General features: G+C 70.0%; 18 protein-coding genes. 4 read left to right on the plus strand and 14 right to left on the minus strand.

Annotated elements, in window-relative coordinates:
- The first annotated feature begins 1 nt into the window (after nt 1).
- Both C6569_RS21055 and C6569_RS21060 read left to right on the plus strand, forming a co-directional pair.
- On the plus strand, nt 2-382 hold the full coding sequence (locus tag C6569_RS21055) for a methylglyoxal synthase (RefSeq protein WP_106750701.1): 381 nt from the start codon (nt 2-4) through the stop codon (nt 380-382).
- A gap of 91 nt (nt 383-473) precedes the next feature.
- On the plus strand, nt 474-1331 hold the full coding sequence (locus tag C6569_RS21060) for a crotonase/enoyl-CoA hydratase family protein (protein ID WP_106750702.1): 858 nt from the start codon (nt 474-476) through the stop codon (nt 1329-1331).
- Between the two features lie 7 nt (nt 1332-1338).
- On the opposite strand, the gene C6569_RS21065 is transcribed toward C6569_RS21060, so the two are convergent.
- Together C6569_RS21065 and C6569_RS21070 are read right to left on the minus strand one after the other, a co-directional pair.
- Nucleotides 1339-1620, minus strand: a complete 282-nt coding sequence (locus C6569_RS21065; protein ID WP_245898185.1) for a type II toxin-antitoxin system RelE/ParE family toxin — start codon at nt 1618-1620, stop codon at nt 1339-1341.
- Complete coding sequence (locus tag C6569_RS21070) at nt 1617-1904, minus strand: CopG family ribbon-helix-helix protein (protein ID WP_106750704.1); 288 nt, start codon at nt 1902-1904, stop codon at nt 1617-1619. The genes C6569_RS21065 and C6569_RS21070 overlap by 4 nt, the downstream gene beginning before the upstream one ends.
- Before the next feature lie 156 nt (nt 1905-2060).
- On the opposite strand from C6569_RS21070, the gene C6569_RS21075 reads away from it, so the two are divergent.
- Both C6569_RS21075 and C6569_RS21080 read left to right on the plus strand, forming a co-directional pair.
- On the plus strand, nt 2061-3227 hold the full coding sequence (locus C6569_RS21075; protein WP_106750705.1) for a M20 aminoacylase family protein: 1167 nt from the start codon (nt 2061-2063) through the stop codon (nt 3225-3227).
- An 8-nt stretch (nt 3228-3235) separates the two neighbouring features.
- Nucleotides 3236-4216: a Gfo/Idh/MocA family protein gene (locus C6569_RS21080; protein ID WP_106751181.1), complete on the plus strand. Its 981-nt coding sequence runs from the start codon at nt 3236-3238 to the stop codon at nt 4214-4216.
- A 467-nt stretch (nt 4217-4683) separates the two neighbouring features.
- Here the strand turns inward: C6569_RS21080 and C6569_RS21085 are convergent, their stop codons facing one another.
- The 12 genes from C6569_RS21085 to C6569_RS22065 form a co-directional block, all read right to left on the minus strand.
- Nucleotides 4684-6309 (minus strand): GMC family oxidoreductase, encoded by a 1626-nt coding sequence (locus tag C6569_RS21085; protein ID WP_106750706.1) that lies wholly within the window; start codon nt 6307-6309, stop codon nt 4684-4686.
- A 113-nt stretch (nt 6310-6422) separates the two neighbouring features.
- A complete protein-coding gene (locus C6569_RS21090; RefSeq protein ID WP_106750707.1) occupies nt 6423-7442 on the minus strand; it encodes a zinc-dependent alcohol dehydrogenase family protein in 1020 nt (339 codons plus the stop codon).
- A gap of 39 nt (nt 7443-7481) precedes the next feature.
- Nucleotides 7482-8411: a hypothetical protein gene (locus C6569_RS21095; RefSeq protein ID WP_106750708.1), complete on the minus strand. Its 930-nt coding sequence runs from the start codon at nt 8409-8411 to the stop codon at nt 7482-7484.
- A gap of 65 nt (nt 8412-8476) precedes the next feature.
- Nucleotides 8477-8935: a DUF1178 family protein gene (locus tag C6569_RS21100; protein ID WP_106750709.1), complete on the minus strand. Its 459-nt coding sequence runs from the start codon at nt 8933-8935 to the stop codon at nt 8477-8479.
- Entirely contained in the window at nt 8932-9780 is an 849-nt protein-coding gene (locus C6569_RS21105) for a carbon-nitrogen hydrolase family protein (RefSeq protein WP_106750710.1), read from the minus strand. Before C6569_RS21105 ends, C6569_RS21100 begins: the two co-directional genes overlap by 4 nt.
- A 3-nt stretch (nt 9781-9783) precedes the next feature.
- Nucleotides 9784-10041 (minus strand): glutaredoxin 3, encoded by a 258-nt coding sequence (gene grxC / locus C6569_RS21110; protein WP_106750711.1) that lies wholly within the window; start codon nt 10039-10041, stop codon nt 9784-9786.
- A gap of 30 nt (nt 10042-10071) precedes the next feature.
- A complete protein-coding gene (locus tag C6569_RS21115) occupies nt 10072-10872 on the minus strand; it encodes a ComF family protein (RefSeq protein WP_106750712.1) in 801 nt (266 codons plus the stop codon).
- A gap of 113 nt (nt 10873-10985) precedes the next feature.
- The gene (gene trxA / locus C6569_RS21120) at nt 10986-11309 is read right to left on the minus strand and encodes a thioredoxin (RefSeq protein ID WP_106750713.1); all 324 of its coding nucleotides are present in this window, start codon (nt 11307-11309) and stop codon (nt 10986-10988) included.
- 68 nt (nt 11310-11377) lie between these two features.
- Nucleotides 11378-12583, minus strand: coding sequence for a benzoate/H(+) symporter BenE family transporter (locus C6569_RS21125; protein ID WP_215905772.1), 1206 nt, complete (start codon nt 12581-12583; stop codon nt 11378-11380).
- A gap of 315 nt (nt 12584-12898) precedes the next feature.
- Nucleotides 12899-14317, minus strand: a complete 1419-nt coding sequence (gene ahcY, locus C6569_RS21130) for an adenosylhomocysteinase (RefSeq protein ID WP_106750714.1) — start codon at nt 14315-14317, stop codon at nt 12899-12901.
- Between the two features lie 178 nt (nt 14318-14495).
- The gene (locus tag C6569_RS21135) at nt 14496-15227 is read right to left on the minus strand and encodes an ABC transporter ATP-binding protein (RefSeq protein ID WP_106750715.1); all 732 of its coding nucleotides are present in this window, start codon (nt 15225-15227) and stop codon (nt 14496-14498) included.
- The gene (locus tag C6569_RS22065) at nt 15227-16927 is read right to left on the minus strand and encodes a Spy/CpxP family protein refolding chaperone (protein WP_181313847.1); all 1701 of its coding nucleotides are present in this window, start codon (nt 16925-16927) and stop codon (nt 15227-15229) included. The genes C6569_RS21135 and C6569_RS22065 overlap by 1 nt, the downstream gene beginning before the upstream one ends.
- Nucleotides 16928-16996: the final 69 nt, after the last annotated feature.

The following is a 16996-nucleotide window of genomic DNA, read 5'->3' on the forward strand; positions in this document are numbered from 1 at the left end:
CATGACGGACGACACGAGGCCCCTGATCGCCCTCATCGCCCACGACAAGAAGAAGCCGGACATGCTGGCCTGGGCCCGCAGTCACCACGACCGGCTCGTCCGCCGCCGGCTGGTGGCCACCGGCACGACGGGCTCGCTGCTCAAGGCCGACATGCCCGACCTCGACATCGCCCTGATGAAGAGCGGACCGCTGGGCGGCGACCAGCAGATCGGCGCGCTCATCGTCGAGGGGCGGATCGACCTCCTCGTCTTCCTGGTCGACCCGCTCTCGCCCCATCCCCACGACGTGGACGTGAAGGCGCTGACGCGGCTCGCGGTGGTCTACGACGTGCCCATGGCCTGCAATCTCGCCACCGCCGACCGGTTGATCACCCTCGTCTGACGGGTGCCGCCTGCGCAACGGCCGACTCCGCCCGCGGCCGGACGGCGGCTAGCATCGCCGCCTGAGGACCGGCCGCAGCGGGGAGGATGGCATGGCGAAGGTGACCTACGAGAAGGACGGCCGGATCGGCCGCATCACCCTCAACCGGCCCGAGGTGATGAACGCCATCGACGACGAGGTGCCGCAGGAGCTGGCCGACTGCGTCGCCCGCGCCAACGGCGATCCCGGCGTCCACGTCATCGTGCTCTCCGGCAGGGGCGAGGCCTTCTGCGCCGGCTACGACCTCACCTATTACGCCGAGGGCAACGGCAACGGCCAGGCGACGCAGGACATGCCCTGGGACCCCATGAAGGACTACGCCTTCATGATGCGGAACACCGAGCTGTTCATGTCGCTGTGGCGGTCCTACCGGCCGGTGATCTGCAAGGTGCATGGCTTCGCGGTGGCCGGCGGCTCCGACATCGCCATGTGCTCGGACCTCATCGTCATGGCCGAGGAGGCCCGCATCGGCTACATGCCGGTGCGCGTCTGGGGCTGCCCGACGACGGCCATGTGGGTCTACCGGCTGGGGCCGGAAAAGGCCAAGCGCATGCTCTTCACCGGCGACAAGATCGACGGACGCGAAGCGGAAAAGCTCGGCCTCGTGCTGAAGGCGGTGCCGGCCGCCGACCTCGACGCCGAGGTGGAGGCGCTCGCCGGCCGCATGGCGACCGTGCCGGTCAACCAGCTCATGATGCAGAAGCTCGTCGTCAACCAGGCGATCGAGGCCATGGGCCTGAAGCAGACGCAGATGTTCGCCACCATCTTCGACGGCATCACCCGCCACTCGCCGGAGGGCATCAACTTCAAGACGAGGGCAGAGCAGGTCGGCTGGAAACAGGCGGTGCGCGAGCGCGACGCCGGCACCTTCGACTGGACGCTCAACCGGCCGATCAATCCGGGCGGGTGATGTCCTGTCAGTATCCGGCTTCCCGCTGGTGGCGGAATGCCAGGATCAGCACCCGATCCTCATCCGGCTCGTGACGATAGAGAGCGACGTAGCCTGCGGCTCCGAAGGGGATGACCAGTTCACGAAGCCCCTCGCGACCCACCGGCCGCCCCATGCCAGGCAACCGCTCGAGCGCCGAGAAATGCCGGCGTATCTCCGCCGCGGCCCGCTGCGAGGCCCGGCGATCGCGGGCCGCGAGGAAGCGCCGGCATCGTTCGAGGCCGGCGACCGCGCCCGCTGCGATGATCACTCGTGGCAAACGGGAGCCTCGGCCTCGTCTTCTGTGCCCCAGCCGGCCAGCCAGGCATCGACTTCGGTGCCTGTCAGATGCTCTCCCGTCTCGCGGAAGGCCCGCCAGGAGTCCATCGCCTCGCGCTGGAAGGCTTCACGCGCCTCCTCGCGCTGGACATAATCCGCGATGGCCTCGCGCATGATCCAGTGGGGTGTTCGCTGGCGCGCCTCGGCCAGCTGCCGGACGCGCTCCTTCAGCGTCTCGTCCAGCTTCAGCGTCGTCGTGGCCTTGCCTGCCGCCATGGTGACACCTCGTGGTGCGGAGTGTCACCCTAGCATGACAGGGTCTGACGCGCGACCTCATGACCTCCCGGCATTCCAGCGATCCCGCCGGCCCCCTCGCTTCCGCGCCGCCGCCGCGCTAGCCTCCCGCTTTCGCCTGCCCTTCCGGAGATTTCCATGCCCGTCATCAACCGCGTTGCCGACCTTCACGACGAGATCACCGCCTGGCGCCGCGACTTCCACGAAAATCCGGAGCTGCTCTACGACGTGCACCGCACCGCCGGCATCGTGGCGGAGAAGCTGAAGGCCTTCGGATGCGACGAGGTGGTGCCCGGCATCGGCCAGACCGGCGTCGTCGCCGTCATCAAGGGCCGCAAGAACGGCTCGGGCAAGGTGGTTGGCCTGCGCGCCGACATGGACGCGCTGCCCATCGAGGAGGCGACCGACCTGCCCTACAAGTCCAAGGTGCCGGGCAAGATGCACGCCTGCGGCCACGACGGCCACACCGCCATGCTGCTGGGCGCGGCCAAATACCTGGCCGAGACGCGCAATTTCGACGGCACCGCCATCATGATCTTCCAGCCGGCGGAAGAGGGCGGCGGCGGCGGCGACGCCATGGTCAAGGACGGCCTGATGACCCGCTGGAACATCCAGGAGGTCTATGGCCTTCACAACATGCCGGGCATCCCGCTCGGCACCTTCGCCGTGCGCAAGGGCCCGGCCATGGCGGCCGCCGACCGCTTCATCATCGAGATCGAGGGCAAGGGCGGCCACGGCGCCATGCCGCATCTGTGCGTCGACCCGGTCCAGGCGGGTTTCGCCATCGGCCTCGCCATGCAGACCATCGTCTCGCGCAACGTCGACCCCATCGAGAGCGCGGTGGTCTCCATCACCTCGGTGAAGGCGGGTGAGGCCTTCAACGTCATCCCGCAGACCCTGCGCATGCTCGGCACGGTGCGCACCTTCAAGCCGGAGATCCAGGACCTCGTGGAAGCCCGGATGAAGGAGCTGGTGGAAAGCATGGCGAAGGGCATGGGCTGCGTCGGCCGGCTCGACTACCAGCGCGGCTATCCCGTCACCTTCAACCACGCCGACCAGACCGACTTCGCCGTGAAGGTGGCGCAGTCCGTGGTCGGCGCGGACAAGGTCGACCCGGAGACGCCGCCGCTGATGGGCGCCGAGGACTTCTCCTACATGCTGAACGAGCGGCCGGGCTGCTACATCTTCCTCGGCAACGGCGACACCGCCGCCTGCCACCACCCGGCCTATAATTTCGACGACAACGCCATTCCGGCGGGGACGAGCTATCTCGCCAAGGTCGTCGAGACGGCGATGCCGGCGTGAGCGCGGGCGTGACCGCGAAGCCCGTCGCGCTCGGCATTGTCGGCGCGGGCATCATGGGCGAGCGCCTTGCCGGCGCCGCCCTTGGCCATGCCGCCGATGTGGTGCGCCTCGCCGGCATCTGGGACCCCTCGGCCGAGGCCATGGCGCGCATCGCCGCGGCCTTTCCCGGCGTGCCGCGTCTGCCCGACGCGGCGGCGGTGATCGCCGCCTGCGACTGCCTCTACATCGCCTCGCCGCCCGCCTCGCATCTGGCTCATGCCCGGGCGGCGCTGGCGGCCGGCAAGTCCGTCTTCTGCGAGAAGCCGCTGGCGGTGGACGTCGCCGACGCCCGCGCCTTCGTGGCGGAAGCCGGCGGGCGCGGCGCGGTGAACTTCCCCTTCGCCTCCTCCTTCGGGGTGGCGACGCTCAACCGCTGGATCGGCGAGGGGGTGGTGGGAACGCCTGACCGGATCACCGTCGAGGTCGCCTTCGCCACCTGGCCGCGCTCCTGGCAGCGGGATGCGGCGGGCTGGCTGGACGGGACCGCGCAGGGTGGCATCACCCGCGAGGTGGTGTCGCATTTCCTCTTCCTGTCGCGCCGCCTCGGCGGCCCGCTGGCGGAGCTGAAGGCGACGGCGGACTATCCGGAGCCGGGCAAGTCGGAGCGCCGCATCGCCGCGACGCTGACGGCGGGAGGCCTCCCGGTGACGCTGACCGGCGCGGTCGGCACGACGGCGAAGGACGACCACAACATCTGGATGATCGAGGGCGATGCCGGCGCCGTCCGGCTGCGCGACTGGTCGATCGCCGAGCGGCGGATGGCGGACGGGTCCTGGCAGCCCGACCCCGAGGCCCTGCCGAACGAAAAGATGCGCCCGCTGGTGCTGCGCCGCCAGCTCGAGGGCGTCGCGGCGCTGGTGCGCGGCGAACCGCACCACCTCGCCACCCTCGCCGAGGCGCTGGAGGTGCAGGAGACGGTGGAGGCGATCCTGGCGTCGCGGGCGCGTTGAGACGGTTTCTGCGCCCGAGCTAAGGACGCCCCCCACCCCTGACCCCTCCCCTCCGCAAGCGGGGGGAGGGGATGTAAGTCTTCTGCTGGGGACGGGCGGCGCAGAGGCTGCAAGGATGGCCGCCATTCCCCTCCCCCCGCTTGCGGCGGGGAGGGGTCAGGGGTGGGGGGGCCGGCGACGACGCGAAGCCGATCCGACGCGTCGGGTTATGCCGTGCGGGTCATCGGCACGATCGAAGTGCGTCCTTCGAGGCTCGCTGCCGGACGATGCTCTCGCATCGCCGGAGCTCGCACCTCAGGATGAGGAGGTTTGAGAATGGCACTGCGGGGTAAAGCCGCGGCTCCCGGCCGATGAGTGAGACACAGCTGAGCCAGACACACCGGTCCTCATCCTGAGGTGCGAGCGGCAGCGAGCCTCCAAGGACGCACTTGCCCGATGCAGGGCGAGGCTCCCGGCGCAAGACACTCTCAGCCCCGCCCATCCTCCAGAATCATCCGCGCGCCCTTCTCGGCGATCATCAGCGTCGGCGTGTTGGTGTTGCCGGAGGTGATGGTCGGCATGACGGACGCATCCGCCACCCTCAGCCCCTCCACCCCGATCACCCGGAGACGCTCGTCCACCACGGCGAGCGGGTCAGAGGAAAGGCCCATCTTCGCCGTTCCCACGGGGTGGAAGATGGTGGTGCCGATGTCGCCGGCGGCCTTCGCCAGGCTCTCGGCGTCGTCGCCGATCACCGGGCCGGGAAGCACCTCCTCGGGCCGGTACGGGGCGAGGGCCGCCTGGCCCATGAGCCGCCGCGTCACCCGCAGCGAATCCGCCGCCACCTGCCGGTCCTCCTCGGTGGCGAGATAGTTCGGCGCGATGACGGGCTTGTCCGCCGGGTCGGCCGAGCGGATGTGCACATGCCCGCGCGAGGTCGGCCGGAGGTTGCAGGGCGCCACGGTGACGGCGGGATAGCGGTGCAGCGGATCGCCGAACTTGTCGAGCGACAGCGGCTGGACGTGGAACTGGATGTTGGCCCGCTCCTGCGACGGGTCCGAGCGGGTGAAGATGCCGAGCTGGCTCGGCGCCATGGTCAGCGGCCCGGTGCGGCGGACGAGATATTCGAGGCCCATCAGGCCGCGCTTGAACAGGTTGTGGTAGGTCTCGTTCAGCGTCTTGATGCCGTGGACCTTGTAGATGGCGCGGATCTGCAGGTGGTCCTGCAGGTTGCCGCCGACGCCGGGCTTCTCCTTCACCACGGCAATGCCGTGGCGCTGCAGCACGTCGCCGTGGCCGATGCCGGAGAGCTCGAGGATCTGGGTCGTGCCGATGGAGCCGGCGGTGAGCACCACCTCGCCGCGGCAGCGGGCGACGACGCTCTCGTTGCCCTGGCGGAACTGCACGGCGGTGGCGCGGCCGCCCTCGACGATGACCTTCTCCACCGTCACGCCGGAGAGGAGGTCGAAATTGTCGCGCTCGTCGATCACCGGCTTGACGAAGCCGCGGGCGGAGGACCAGCGCAGGCCCTTCTTCTGGTTGACGTGGAAATAGGCGGTGCCCTCATTGTCGCCGGTGTTGAAGTCGTCGAGCGGGCGCACGCCCATCTGCACCGCGGCCTCGCGCACCCGGTCGAGCAGCTCCCAGCGCACCCGCGGTGCCTCCACCCGCCATTCACCGCCGGTGCCGTGATGCTCGCTGTCCCCGAGGAAATGGTCCTCGAGCTTGCGGAAGACCGGCTTCACGTCGTCCCAGCCCCATCCGGTCAGGCCGAGCTGGCGCCAGTGGTCGTAATCGGCGGCCTGCCCGCGCATGGTGATCATGGCGTTGATGGCGGAGGAGCCGCCGATCACCTTGCCGCGCGGATAGATGAGCGAGCGGCCGTTGAGGCCGGGCTCGGCCTCGGTGCGGAACATCCAGTCGGCGCGCGGATTGCCGATGGCGAAGAGATAGCCGACGGGGATGTGGAACCAGATCCAGTCGTCCTTGCCGCCGGCTTCCAGCAGCAGCACCCGGTTCTTCGGGTCTGCCGACAGCCGGTTCGCCATCAGGCAGCCGGCCGTGCCGGCGCCGCAGACGATGTAGTCCCACTCACCCTCGAGATTGCGGGCCATGGCTCCCCTCCGGCACTGTCATGCGGGCTCGTCGGCGGCCCTTCCCGCGATCCATCGCGCGGGGCGGGGGCGAGGTCAATCGGGACGGAGGAGGGAGGAGGAGAGGCTGAACGTCAGCCGACCCCCGCTTCGACCCCGGCCGGCGTCACCATCAGCACCTTGCCCGACCGGCCGCCCGCGCCGGCGAGCGCCATGGCGCGCGCCGCCTCCGCCATCGGCACCACATCCGCCACCGGCGTCGTCAGCGTCCCGTCGGCCATGCCGCGGGCGATCCGCCCATAGGTCTCGGCGATGCGGGCCCGTCCCGCGTCCTGGAACCAGTGGATCAGCCAGAAGCCCTTGAGGCTGATCTTGCGGAAGATCAGGTGCTGGGCGTCGATGCGGCACTGCTCGCCGGAAAGAAGGCCGTAATTGACGATGGTGCCGCCGTCGGCGAGCGCTCCCGCCATGACGCCGGTCGCCGCGCCGCCGATGGCGTCGATGGCGAGCTTCACCGGCGCCCCGCCGGTCGCCTCCTGCACCTTTTTCCGGAACGCGCGGGGATCATCCAGCGCATCGGCCAGCACCGCCGTTCCGCCCGCTTCGAGCACCCCCGCCACGGCGCTGTCGCGGCGCACGACGTTGAGCGTGTTGATGCCGCGCTGCTTCGCCAGCCGGACGAGGAAGGTGCCGACGGCGGAGTTCGCCGCGTTCTGCATCAGCCAGTCGCCTGGCTGGAGCGCCACCTGGTCCGACAGCAGCGCCTCGGCGGTGGCGGGATTGCCCTTCAGCATGGCCGCCTGGGCGAGGTCGATGTCGGCGGGCAGCTTCATGGCGAGGGCCGCCTTGAGGTTCACCCGCTCCACCCAGCAGTTGAGGATCATCGGCGAGACGATGTCGCCGACCGCGAGCCCGCTCACGCCCTCTCCCACCGCCGCGACGCGGCCCACCGCCTCGCCGCCGGGGATGAAGGGCAGCGGCGGCCGCGACGTGCCGTAGAGCCCCTGGATCTGCAGGAGGTCGGAGGGGTTGATGTTGAGCACCAGCATCTCCACCGTCACCTCGCCGGGGGCGGGCGGCGGCGGCTCCGGCATGTCGCGCAGACGAATGGTGGCGGCGGGATCGCCGAACCCCTCGATGACGATGGCCTGCATGGCGTTCCTCCCCCGCGGCCCTGCCGCTCTTTCGTTGTCTCAGTCGGCGAAGCCCATGAATCGGTAATCCGGCGCCGAGGTGTTGTGCCGGCTCGGCACCGCCCGCGTCAGCTTCATCTCGATGCCCTCGCCGCCGCGGAAATCCATCACTGGCGCCTCCTGCCAGCGGTTGGCGCCGGCCGCCCGCCATTCGACGCGGGCGCCGTCGGCATTGGTCTCGGTGACGTACATGGAGCGCAGGCCGGCAAAGGGACGCCCCGTCACCGGTTGCGAGAAGACCACGTCCAGCGCGACGCGGTTGCGGTCGAGGCCGGCGACCTTCACCTCCGCCGAGCCGCCGAGCTTGAAGGAGAGGTGGAAGGTCAGGGTCGCGGGATCGAAGCGGATGGCGCTCATGTTGACGATCGGGCGCTGCATCATCTCGATCGGGCCGACCAGCATCGAGGTGCCGTAGACGATGTCGGTGAGATGCGCCGGCGGCTGCGGCTTCAGCCGCCAGTAGCCGTCGACCGGATAGATGACGAGGAACTCGTAAGGGGCCTTGCCCGGCTCCTTGTGGTAGAGCTGGACGAGGTGGAAATCGTCCTCGGTGCGGCTGCCCACGGTGAAGGGCACCCGGTCCGGCCGCCAGAACTTGTCGAAGGTGATGCCGAGCACCTTGATGCGCTCGTCCTCATGCAGGACGACGTCGCGCGGGGTGAAGCGGAAATCCGCCTTGTCGGTGATGGTGCAGTCGGTGAAGTCCGGCGCCGTGATGTCGGAGACGATGGTGCCGATGGCGGCCGGATGCAGCGCCTCCACCCGGAAGCGCCGCACGGCGGACCCGTGCAGCCTGAGGTCGACATTGTCCTCCTCGGCGCAGAGCGTCGGCACGCTCTCGTTGGCGATGCGGACGCTGGCGGGTGCGGCGAGAGCGGCGGGGGACAGAAGGGGGGCGGCAAGGGCGGCGAGCGCGAGCAGACGGATCATTCAGGGGCTCCTCGGCCCCTCGCCTAGCAGGCGGCGGGCGTCGCGCAAAGCCGCTTCTTGCCGCATCAGTTGCGGTCGTCGGGCAGCACCGGCAGGGCGTGGAACTCGATGCCTTCCTCGGCGAGCTCGCGCGCCTCCTCCGGCGTCGCCTGGCCGTAGATGGAGCGGTGCTCGGTCTCGCCGTAATGGATCTTGCGGGCTTCCTCGGCGAAGCGCTCGCCGACGGGATCGGCGGTCTTGACGATGTGCTCGCGCAGTTCGCGCAGCTTGGCGCGCAGCTCCTGCTCCACCGGCGAGACCACCGCCACGGGCGAGGGCGGCGGCGTGGGCGTCGCCGGCTCGGCGACCGGAGCCCGGTCCTTGCGCGCCACCTGCGGCGCCATCAGCGCCTTGTCGATCCTGGTCGAGCCGCAGACCGGGCAGGCGACGAAGCCCTGTTTCCGCTGCGCCTCGTAGCTGTCGGAGGAGGGGAACCAGCTCTCGAACTCATGTGCCTTGTCGCAATGGAGGGCGTAGCGGATCATGGCGTCTCCGCCACCCGGAACACCCGCCCGTTGGCGAGCGAGGGAATGCGGCCGCGCGTCTCGCCGACCTTGCCCGGATCGATCTCCGCGAGGATGACCGCCGGCTCGTCGTGGTCCGCCTCGGCGAGGATCCGGCCCCACGGGTCGACGATGAGGCTGTGGCCATAGGTGGCCCGGCCGCAGGCATGCTGGCCGCCCTGCGCCGCCGCCACCACGAAGGCGCCGTTCTCGATGGCACGGGCGCGCATCAGCACGTGCCAGTGCGCCTCGCCCGTCGGCACGGTGAAGGAGGAGGGAATGGCCATCAGCCCCGCCCCCTGCTCGGCGAGGCGCCGGTAGAGGTGCGGGAAGCGCAGGTCGTAGCAGATGGTGACGCCGAGGCGCAGCCAGGGCAGCTCGGCCATCACCGCGACGTCGCCGGGCGCATAGGCGGCCGATTCCCGGTAGGTCTGGCCGTTGGGCAGATCCACGTCGAACATGTGGATCTTGTCGTAGGCCGCCACCACCTCGCCGTCGGGTGAGATGACATAGCCGCGGTTCGCCGCCTGCCTCTCGCCCACCTTGATGGCGAGCGAGCCGACGTGCAGCCAGATGCCGAGCTGCATGGCCTCGGCCTGGAACAGCGGGATGGAGGGGTCCTCGGCCTCCGAGCGGATGGCCTCGAAGAATTTCGGCCGCTCCGGCTGCAGGATGTTGGTCATTTCCGGCGTCTGCACGTAGTGCGCGCCGGACCTCGCGGCCTCGCGGATCAGGGCGATGGCCTGATCGACGCTCGGCCTGACCTCGACATCCGCGCGCATCTGCACGCAGGCCGCCGTGAAGGTTCCGCTGCCCGCTCCGGCCATGGATCAGGCCTTCAGCAGGGGGTCGAGCTTGCCGGCGCCGTCGAGGTCGTGGATGTCGTCGCAGCCGCCCACGTGCTGACCGCCGATGAAGATCTGCGGCACGGTGGTGCGGCCGCCGGCCTTCTGGATCATCTCGGCCCGGCGCTCGGGATGCTTCTGGATGTCCACCTCGGTGAAGGCGGCGCCCTTCTTGCGAAGGAGCTCCTTCGCGGCGTGGCAATAGGGGCAATAGTCCTTGGTGTAGACGGTGATTTCCGGCATCGCGGCATCCGTTGGCGCTGTCACAGGCCTTCAGATATGGACCGCGCCGTGCCCCTCCACAACCCTCGCCGCGGTCAGCACGTCGATGCGCGCGGCGCCCGCCCGCCGTAGCACCCGGCAGCAGGCCTCGAGGGTGGCGCCGGTCGTCAGCACGTCGTCCACCAGCACCAGCCGCTTGCCGGTGACCCAGCCCTTCTGATCCTCGGCGATGCGGAAGGCGCCGGTGACGTTCTCCAGCCGCTGCGCCCGCGTCAGCCCCACCTGATGGCGGGTGCGGCGCACGCGCTTCAGCAGCAGCGGCTCGTTGGCGACGCCGGTGAGGGCCGAGAGGTGCCGCGTCAGCTCGGCGGCCTGGTTGAAGCGGCGGGAGACGAGCCGCGTCCAGTGCAGCGGCACCGGCACCAGCGCGTCGGCATCGGCCAGCAGCTCGCGCCCGGAGCGCGCCATCCAGGCGGAGAGCGCCACCGCCACCTCCAGCCGGTCGCCGTATTTCAGCGCGTGCACCAGCGCCCGCCCCACCGCGTCGAAGCGGAAGGCGGCGCGCGCCCGGTCGAAGGCCGGCGGCTGGGCGATGGCGGCCGGAGATAGGGCGCCGGGGCCGAGGTCGAAGGCCAGCGGCGTGCCGAGCCTCTCGCAGACCGGCGCGGTGATGAAGGCGACGTCCCTCCAGCAGGCGGGGCAGAGCGCGTGGTGGCTCCCAACCGGGTTGCGGCAGGCGAGGCAGAGCGGCGGCAGCAGCCAGTCGAACAGCCGCGCGCCGCCCTGCGCGAGGCGCCGGCGGATGGGGACGGCAGTCCGGGTGTCGGTCTCTGTGTCGCTCTCGCCGGTCACGCCGTCATGCTGTCACGCCCGCCGGGGCCCCGGCAGTCGGACGAATCCGGGGCCGCCCACGAAAAAGCCGCCGGAAACCGGCGGCTTTCGCGAGCAGGGACGGCGAATGCCGGTCAGGCGTGGCCGGAGATCCACTGCTTCAGCGCAGCCTGCGGAGCCGCACCGGTCTTGCGGTCGACCATCTGGCCGCCCTTGAAGATCATCAGCGTCGGGATGGACATGATGCCGTAGTTCGACGCGATCTTCGGGTTCTCGTCGACATTGACCTTCACGATCTTCACCTTGTCGCCCATCTCGGCCGAGATGGCGTCGAGGGCCGGCGCGATCATGCGGCAGGGGCCGCACCAGGGGGCCCAGAAATCGACCACGACCGGCGTGTCGGACTTGATGACGTCGGTGTCGAAGGATGCGTCGGTGGTGGCGGCGACGGCGCCCATGGTGGTTCTCCTGGCGGTCGGGAGGAATCGGAAAGTTGCCGTCAAGGTAGGCGTCGGGCGCCGCCGGTTCAAGGCGACGAGCGAGGATGTTCACCGCCTCGTGACGCAGCCCGGCGCCCCGCGAACGCCTGCCAGGCCCGCTCCACGGCGAAGGCGACGAGGCCGGCGGCAAGCCCCCAGAAGGCGGCGCCGATGCCGGCGACCGTCACGCCCGACGCCGCCACCGCAAAGGTCAGGAGGGCGGGAAAGCGGGTCTGCACGTCGCCCATGGCGACCGCCAGCGAGCCCATCAGCGCGCCGCTGAGCGCCAGGCCCGCGATGGTCGCGATGAGCGCCTTGGGCATGGCGGCGAAGAGCGCCACGAAGGGGCCGGCGAAGGCGGCGAAGAAGAGGAAGGCGATGCCATAGACGATGCCGGCCGGCCAGCGCTTCGCCGGATCGGGATGGGAATCGGGCCCGGCCGCGATGGCCGCCGTGATGGCGGCGAGGTTCGACGGGTGCGCGCCGAAGGGCGCCGAGAGCAGCGAGACGAAGCCGGTCGTGGCGATGATCGGGCCGACCTTGGGGTCGTAGCCGTTCGCCCTGAGCACGGCGATGCCCGGCAGGTTCTGCCCCGCCATGGTGACGAGATAGAGCGGCACGCCGAGGCCGATCAGCACGGCGGGATCGAAGACGGGAGTCGTCCAGACGACATGCGCGAGGCCGAGATCGGTCGGCAGCGGCCCTGCGAGGCCCAGCGCATAGGTCAGCGCCACGCCCGCCGCCACCACCGCCAGCATGGCGCTCGCCGGATGGGCGAGGCGCATGACGAGGAAGATCGCCACCAGCGGCAGGACGAGCCAGGGCGCGCCGGGAGCTGCCAGGGCGACGTCCATGACGAACTTGACCAGGATGCCCGCCAGCATGGCCGAGGCGATGGCGGCGGGGAGCTTCGCCACCCAGTCGCCGAGCGGCTTGACGAGGCCCGTGAGGATGATCAGCCCCGCCGCCAGCACGAAGGCGCCGACGGCTTGCGGAAAGGCGATGCCGGAGGAGGCACCGATCAGCGCCGCGCCCGGCGTCGACCAGGCGAGCACGACGGGGATGCGGTAGCGCCAGGTCAGCGCGATGCCGCCGAGCGCCTTGGCCAGCGAGATGGCGGCGAGCCAGGATATGGTCTCGGCCGGCGTCGCGCCCACCGCCTGCGCCGCGGCGATGACCAGCGCCACCGTGCCGGCGAAACCGACGAGGGGAGCGACGATGCCGGCGGCGAGTGTGGAGAGGGTCAGGGGCATGGCTTGGATTTATGGGTGAGGGAGCGCTGCATGAGAAAATTGCGTCCTTCGAGGCTCGTTCGCTTCGCTCTCTCGCACCTCGGGATGAGGGTGGTCGTGCTTGGCAGCGCGGTCGAGGAAGCGTGACGGTTCCGCTTCATGGGACCTTTGTGCGATTCACCCATCGGCCTCATCCTGAGGTGCGAGGCCCCGGCGATGCGCCAGCATCGTCCGGAGGCGAGCCTCGAAGGACGCACTTGTCCCGTGCAGGTCGCCCCGAACGGAAAAGGCCCGGCGCGATGCCGGGCCTTCCTCTCGCAAAGCCGAAGCCTGCGATCAATAGCGGTAGTGGTCGGGCTTGAACGGGCCCTTCTCGGGAACGCCGATGTAGTCCGCCTGGTCCTTGGTCATCTTGGTCAGCTTCACGCCGAGCTTCTCGAGGTGCAGCGCGGCGACCTTCTCGTCGAGGAACTTCGGCAGGGTGTAGACCTTCTTGTCGTACTTGCCGTTGTCGCGGTTCTGCCAGAGCTCGATCTGGGCAAGCGTCTGGTTCGAGAACGACGACGACATCACGAAGCTCGGATGACCCATGGCGTTGCCGAGGTTCACCAGGCGACCCTCCGACAGGAGGATGATGCGGTTGCCGGCCGGGAACTCGATCTCGTCGACCTGCGGCTTGATGTTGGTCCACTTGAAGTTCTTCAGACCCGAGACCTGGATCTCGTTGTCGAAGTGGCCGATGTTGCAGACGATGGCCCGGTCCTTCATCTGCCGCATGTGCTCGACGGTGATGATGTCCTTGTTGCCGGTGGCGGTGACGTAGATGTCGGCGCGCGGAAGGGCGTCCTCGATGGTGGCGACCTCGTAGCCCTCCATGGCCGCCTGCAGGGCGCAGATCGGATCGACTTCCGAGACGACGACGCGGCAGCCGGCCTGGCGCAGCGAGGCGGCCGAGCCCTTGCCCACGTCACCGAAGCCGGCGACGAAGGCGACCTTGCCGGCCATCATCACGTCGGTGCCGCGGCGCAGCGCGTCCACCAGCGACTCGCGGCAGCCGTAGAGGTTGTCGAACTTCGACTTGGTGACCGAGTCGTTGACGTTGATCGCCGGGAACAGCAGCTTGCCTTCCTCGGCCAGCTTGTAGAGGCGATGCACGCCCGTGGTGGTCTCTTCCGAGACGCCGCGGATCGCCTTGGCGACCTCGGCGAACCAGCCCTTCGGCTTCTCGCCCAGCAGGCGCTTGATGAGGGCGAAGAAGATGACCTCCTCGTCCGAGCCCGGCTTGTCGAGGAAGCCGGTGTCGCCCTGCTCGGCCTTCAGGCCGTAGTGGACGAGCATGGTGGCGTCGCCGCCGTCGTCGAGGATCATGTTGGGAACGCCGCCGCCGTGCCAGTCGAACAGCTTGGCGGTGTAGTCCCAGTACTCCTCCAGGCTCTCGCCCTTGTAGGCGAAGACCGGGATGCCGGCGGCGGCGATGGCGGCCGCGGCGTGGTCCTGGGTCGAGAAGATGTTGCAGGACACCCAGCGGATGTCGGCGCCGAGAGCCTTCAGCGTCTCGATCAGCACCGCCGTCTGGATGGTCATGTGCAGAGAGCCGGCGATGCGCGCGCCCTTCAGCGGCTGGCCCGGGCCGTATTCGGCGCGGATGGCCATGAGGCCCGGCATTTCGGTTTCGGCCAGCTCGATCTCCTTGCGGCCGAAGGGAGCGAGCGAGATGTCCTTGACGATGAAGTCATTGCCTTGGTCGAGAGCCATGGGTTCCTCGGAAGTGCGCGCAGGCGGAGGCGGGCCGGCGGAATGACCGGCTTGTCGCGCGGGGCTGTAGCATGGGCGCCCGCGGGAGGCAATAAAGACATAAAGATTTCTTTATGTCCGGGGATGGGGTGGTGAAGGAAGGGTGATGGGACTTTGGACAGTTCCGCCTCTTCCCCCCTCACGCCACCTCGTCCACCAGCTCCCCCAGCGCCTTCTCCGCATCGAGCGGCGCCTGCCGCGTGTCGGACAGCACCTTGCCGTCGCGGAACCGCACCACCCGGCCGGCGAAGGTCGCCACGTCCGTCTCGTGGGTGACGATGAGCACCGTCATGCCCTGCCGGTTGAGGTCCTGGAACAGCGCCATGATCTCCAGCGACGTCCGGCTGTCGAGGGCGCCGGTCGGCTCGTCGGCTAGCAGCACCTTCGGGTTGTTGACCAGCGCCCGGGCGATGGCGACGCGCTGCTGCTGGCCGCCCGAGAGCTGCGTCGGCAGGTGGTGGACGCGGCCTGCGAGCCCGACTTTCGCCAGCGCCGCCTCGGCGCGGGTCCGGCGCTCGCGGCGCGGCACGCCGGCATAGACCATGGGCAGCGCCACATTGGCCAGCGCGTCCTGGCGGTCGAGCAGGTTGAACTGCTGGAAGACGAAGCCGATCTTGCGGTTGCGCACGTCGGCCAACGCATCGGCCGAGAGGCCCGAGACCTCCTCGCCGTCGAGCACGTAGCGCCCGGCCGTCGGCCGGTCGAGGCAGCCGACGAGGTTCATGAAGGTCGACTTGCCCGAGCCGGACGGCCCCATGACGGCGACGAACTCGCCCTCGTCCACCGTCACCGAGACGCCGGCGAGCGCGGTCACCACCTGGTCGCCGAGCGTGTAGTGGCGGGCGAGGTCGCTGGTGTCGATCAGCGCCATCAGAACATCCGGAAGCCGCGGCGTGCCGGCGCAGCTCCCCCGGGCCCCTGGCCGGTGCCGACGATGAGCTCGCGCCCGGGTTCGAGATCGCCCGAGATCACCTCGGTCGTGGCCCCGTCGGTGATGCCGAGGCGCAGCGCCACCGCCTGCGGCTGGCCGTCCGCGCCCACCACGAAGACGCGGCCGGGCAGGCCGCCGTCGGCGCTGCGCGTGCCGTCGAAGCGGGCGCTGATGTCGGCGAAGGCCTTTCGCTGGTCCTCCGTCAGTATGGCGGCGATCTTGCGGCCCATCTCGGCGCGGATCTCGCGCACCCGCGTCACCCGCTGGGCGCGGTCCATCGACGGGTCCATGAGGCTGCGGAACTGCGGACGGGCCTCCGCCACGATGGCGTCGAGCTGCTCCTTCTGCGCGGGGGTCAGCGACAGCTCGGTCTTCAGCGTCTCGACGAATTCGCCGATCTGGCGGCCGCCGCCCTGCTGCTGGCCGCCGCCGCCGCGCCCCATGCCGGGGCCGGGCGGGGCGAAGGGATTGGCGGCCGGCGTCGGCCCCGCCGGACGCTCAGGCGCGCCCGTGCCGACCGGGCGCCAGCGCAGCGCCGCGTTCGGCACCCGCAGCACGCCCTCGCGGCGGTCGGAAATGACCCGCAGCGTCGCGGTCATGCCTGGCATCAGCTCCATGCGCGGGTTCTGGAAGGAGATGATGGCCGTGTAGATGACGACGTTCTGCACCGTCTGCGAGCCGAGGCGGACGAGCTTCACCTCGCCGCGGAATTCCCGGCCGGGATAGGCGTTCACCGTGAAGGTGACGGTCTGGCCGGGGCGCACCCGGCCGACGTCCGCCTCGTCGACATTGGCGTAGATCTCCATGGAGCGCAGGTCCTGCGCCACCAGGAACAGGGTCGGCGCCTGCAGCGAGGCCGCCACCGTCTGGCCGAGCTCGACTTGGCGCTGCACCACCGTGCCCTTCACCGGCGAGCGGATCTCGGTATTGGAGAGATCGACCTCGATCTGCCGCACCACCGCCTCGCGCTGGGCGATCTGCGCGTCGATCGTGCCGACCTGCGCCTCCGCCACGCGGAGCGCCGCTTCGATCGAGCGCTTGGAGGCCTCCGCCGAGGCGATCTGCGCCTTCGCCGAATCGCGCCCGGCGCGCTGGCCCTCGGCATTGGCCCGCGCCGTGTCGATCACCGCCTGCGCCACCGCGCCGCGCACGCCGAGCTCGCGCTGGCGCACGAAGTTGCGCTCGGCCTCGGCGAGCTGGGCCTCCACCTGCGCGAGCTTGGCGATGGCGTCGAGCCGCACCGCCTCCGCCCTGTTGATCTCCGAGCGCGCTTGCTCGATCTGGGCGAGCTGCACCTGGCGCGCCGCGCGCACGTTGGCGAGATCGGCGCGCGCGCCGTCGAGCTTCGCCTTCACCTGCGTCGGGTCGAGGCGGGCGAGCACCTGGTCCGCCTCCACCTGCGAATTGTAGTCGGCGAGGATCTCCAGCACCTGGCCGGAGACCTGCGAGCCCACCACCACGGTCGAGATCGGGTTGATCGTGCCGGTGGCGTTCACCGCCGCGACCACGTCGCCGCGGTCGGCCCGCGCCGTCCGCCAGGCCGGCTGGTCGGCCACCGCCAGCGAGCCCGGGCCGGTGAACCACCAGGCGCCGGCGCCGAGGGCGGAGACGAGGAGAAGGAGGAGGAGCCAGCGGCGCATGGTCACAGGAAGCCCGGTATCATGAGGCTCTTCTATCACGGGTCCCGCGCGGGCTCACGTGACAGTTTG

It is taken from the genome of Phreatobacter cathodiphilus, from assembly GCF_003008515.1.
Taxonomy (GTDB): Bacteria; Pseudomonadota; Alphaproteobacteria; order Rhizobiales; family Phreatobacteraceae; genus Phreatobacter; species Phreatobacter cathodiphilus.

Excerpts from the sequence above, each read along its gene's own strand:
- C6569_RS21055 (WP_106750701.1), top strand. The coding sequence starts at position 2 with ATGACGGACGACACGAGGCCCCTGATCGCCCTCATCGCCCACGACAAG.
- C6569_RS21060 (WP_106750702.1), top strand. The coding sequence starts at position 474 with ATGGCGAAGGTGACCTACGAGAAGGACGGCCGGATCGGCCGCATCACC.
- C6569_RS21070 (WP_106750704.1), bottom strand. The coding sequence starts at position 1,904 with ATGGCGGCAGGCAAGGCCACGACGACGCTGAAGCTGGACGAGACGCTG.
- C6569_RS21075 (WP_106750705.1), top strand. The coding sequence starts at position 2,061 with ATGCCCGTCATCAACCGCGTTGCCGACCTTCACGACGAGATCACCGCC.
- C6569_RS21085 (WP_106750706.1), bottom strand. The coding sequence starts at position 6,309 with ATGGCCCGCAATCTCGAGGGTGAGTGGGACTACATCGTCTGCGGCGCC.
- C6569_RS21090 (WP_106750707.1), bottom strand. The coding sequence starts at position 7,442 with ATGCAGGCCATCGTCATCGAGGGGTTCGGCGATCCCGCCGCCACCATT.
- C6569_RS21095 (WP_106750708.1), bottom strand. The coding sequence starts at position 8,411 with ATGATCCGTCTGCTCGCGCTCGCCGCCCTTGCCGCCCCCCTTCTGTCC.
- C6569_RS21100 (WP_106750709.1), bottom strand. The coding sequence starts at position 8,935 with ATGATCCGCTACGCCCTCCATTGCGACAAGGCACATGAGTTCGAGAGC.
- C6569_RS21105 (WP_106750710.1), bottom strand. The coding sequence starts at position 9,780 with ATGGCCGGAGCGGGCAGCGGAACCTTCACGGCGGCCTGCGTGCAGATG.
- grxC (WP_106750711.1), bottom strand. The coding sequence starts at position 10,041 with ATGCCGGAAATCACCGTCTACACCAAGGACTATTGCCCCTATTGCCAC.
- trxA (WP_106750713.1), bottom strand. The coding sequence starts at position 11,309 with ATGGGCGCCGTCGCCGCCACCACCGACGCATCCTTCGACACCGACGTC.
- C6569_RS21125 (WP_215905772.1), bottom strand. The coding sequence starts at position 12,583 with ATGCCCCTGACCCTCTCCACACTCGCCGCCGGCATCGTCGCTCCCCTC.
- ahcY (WP_106750714.1), bottom strand. The coding sequence starts at position 14,317 with ATGGCTCTCGACCAAGGCAATGACTTCATCGTCAAGGACATCTCGCTC.
- C6569_RS21135 (WP_106750715.1), bottom strand. The coding sequence starts at position 15,227 with ATGGCGCTGATCGACACCAGCGACCTCGCCCGCCACTACACGCTCGGC.
- C6569_RS22065 (WP_181313847.1), bottom strand. The coding sequence starts at position 16,927 with ATGCGCCGCTGGCTCCTCCTCCTTCTCCTCGTCTCCGCCCTCGGCGCC.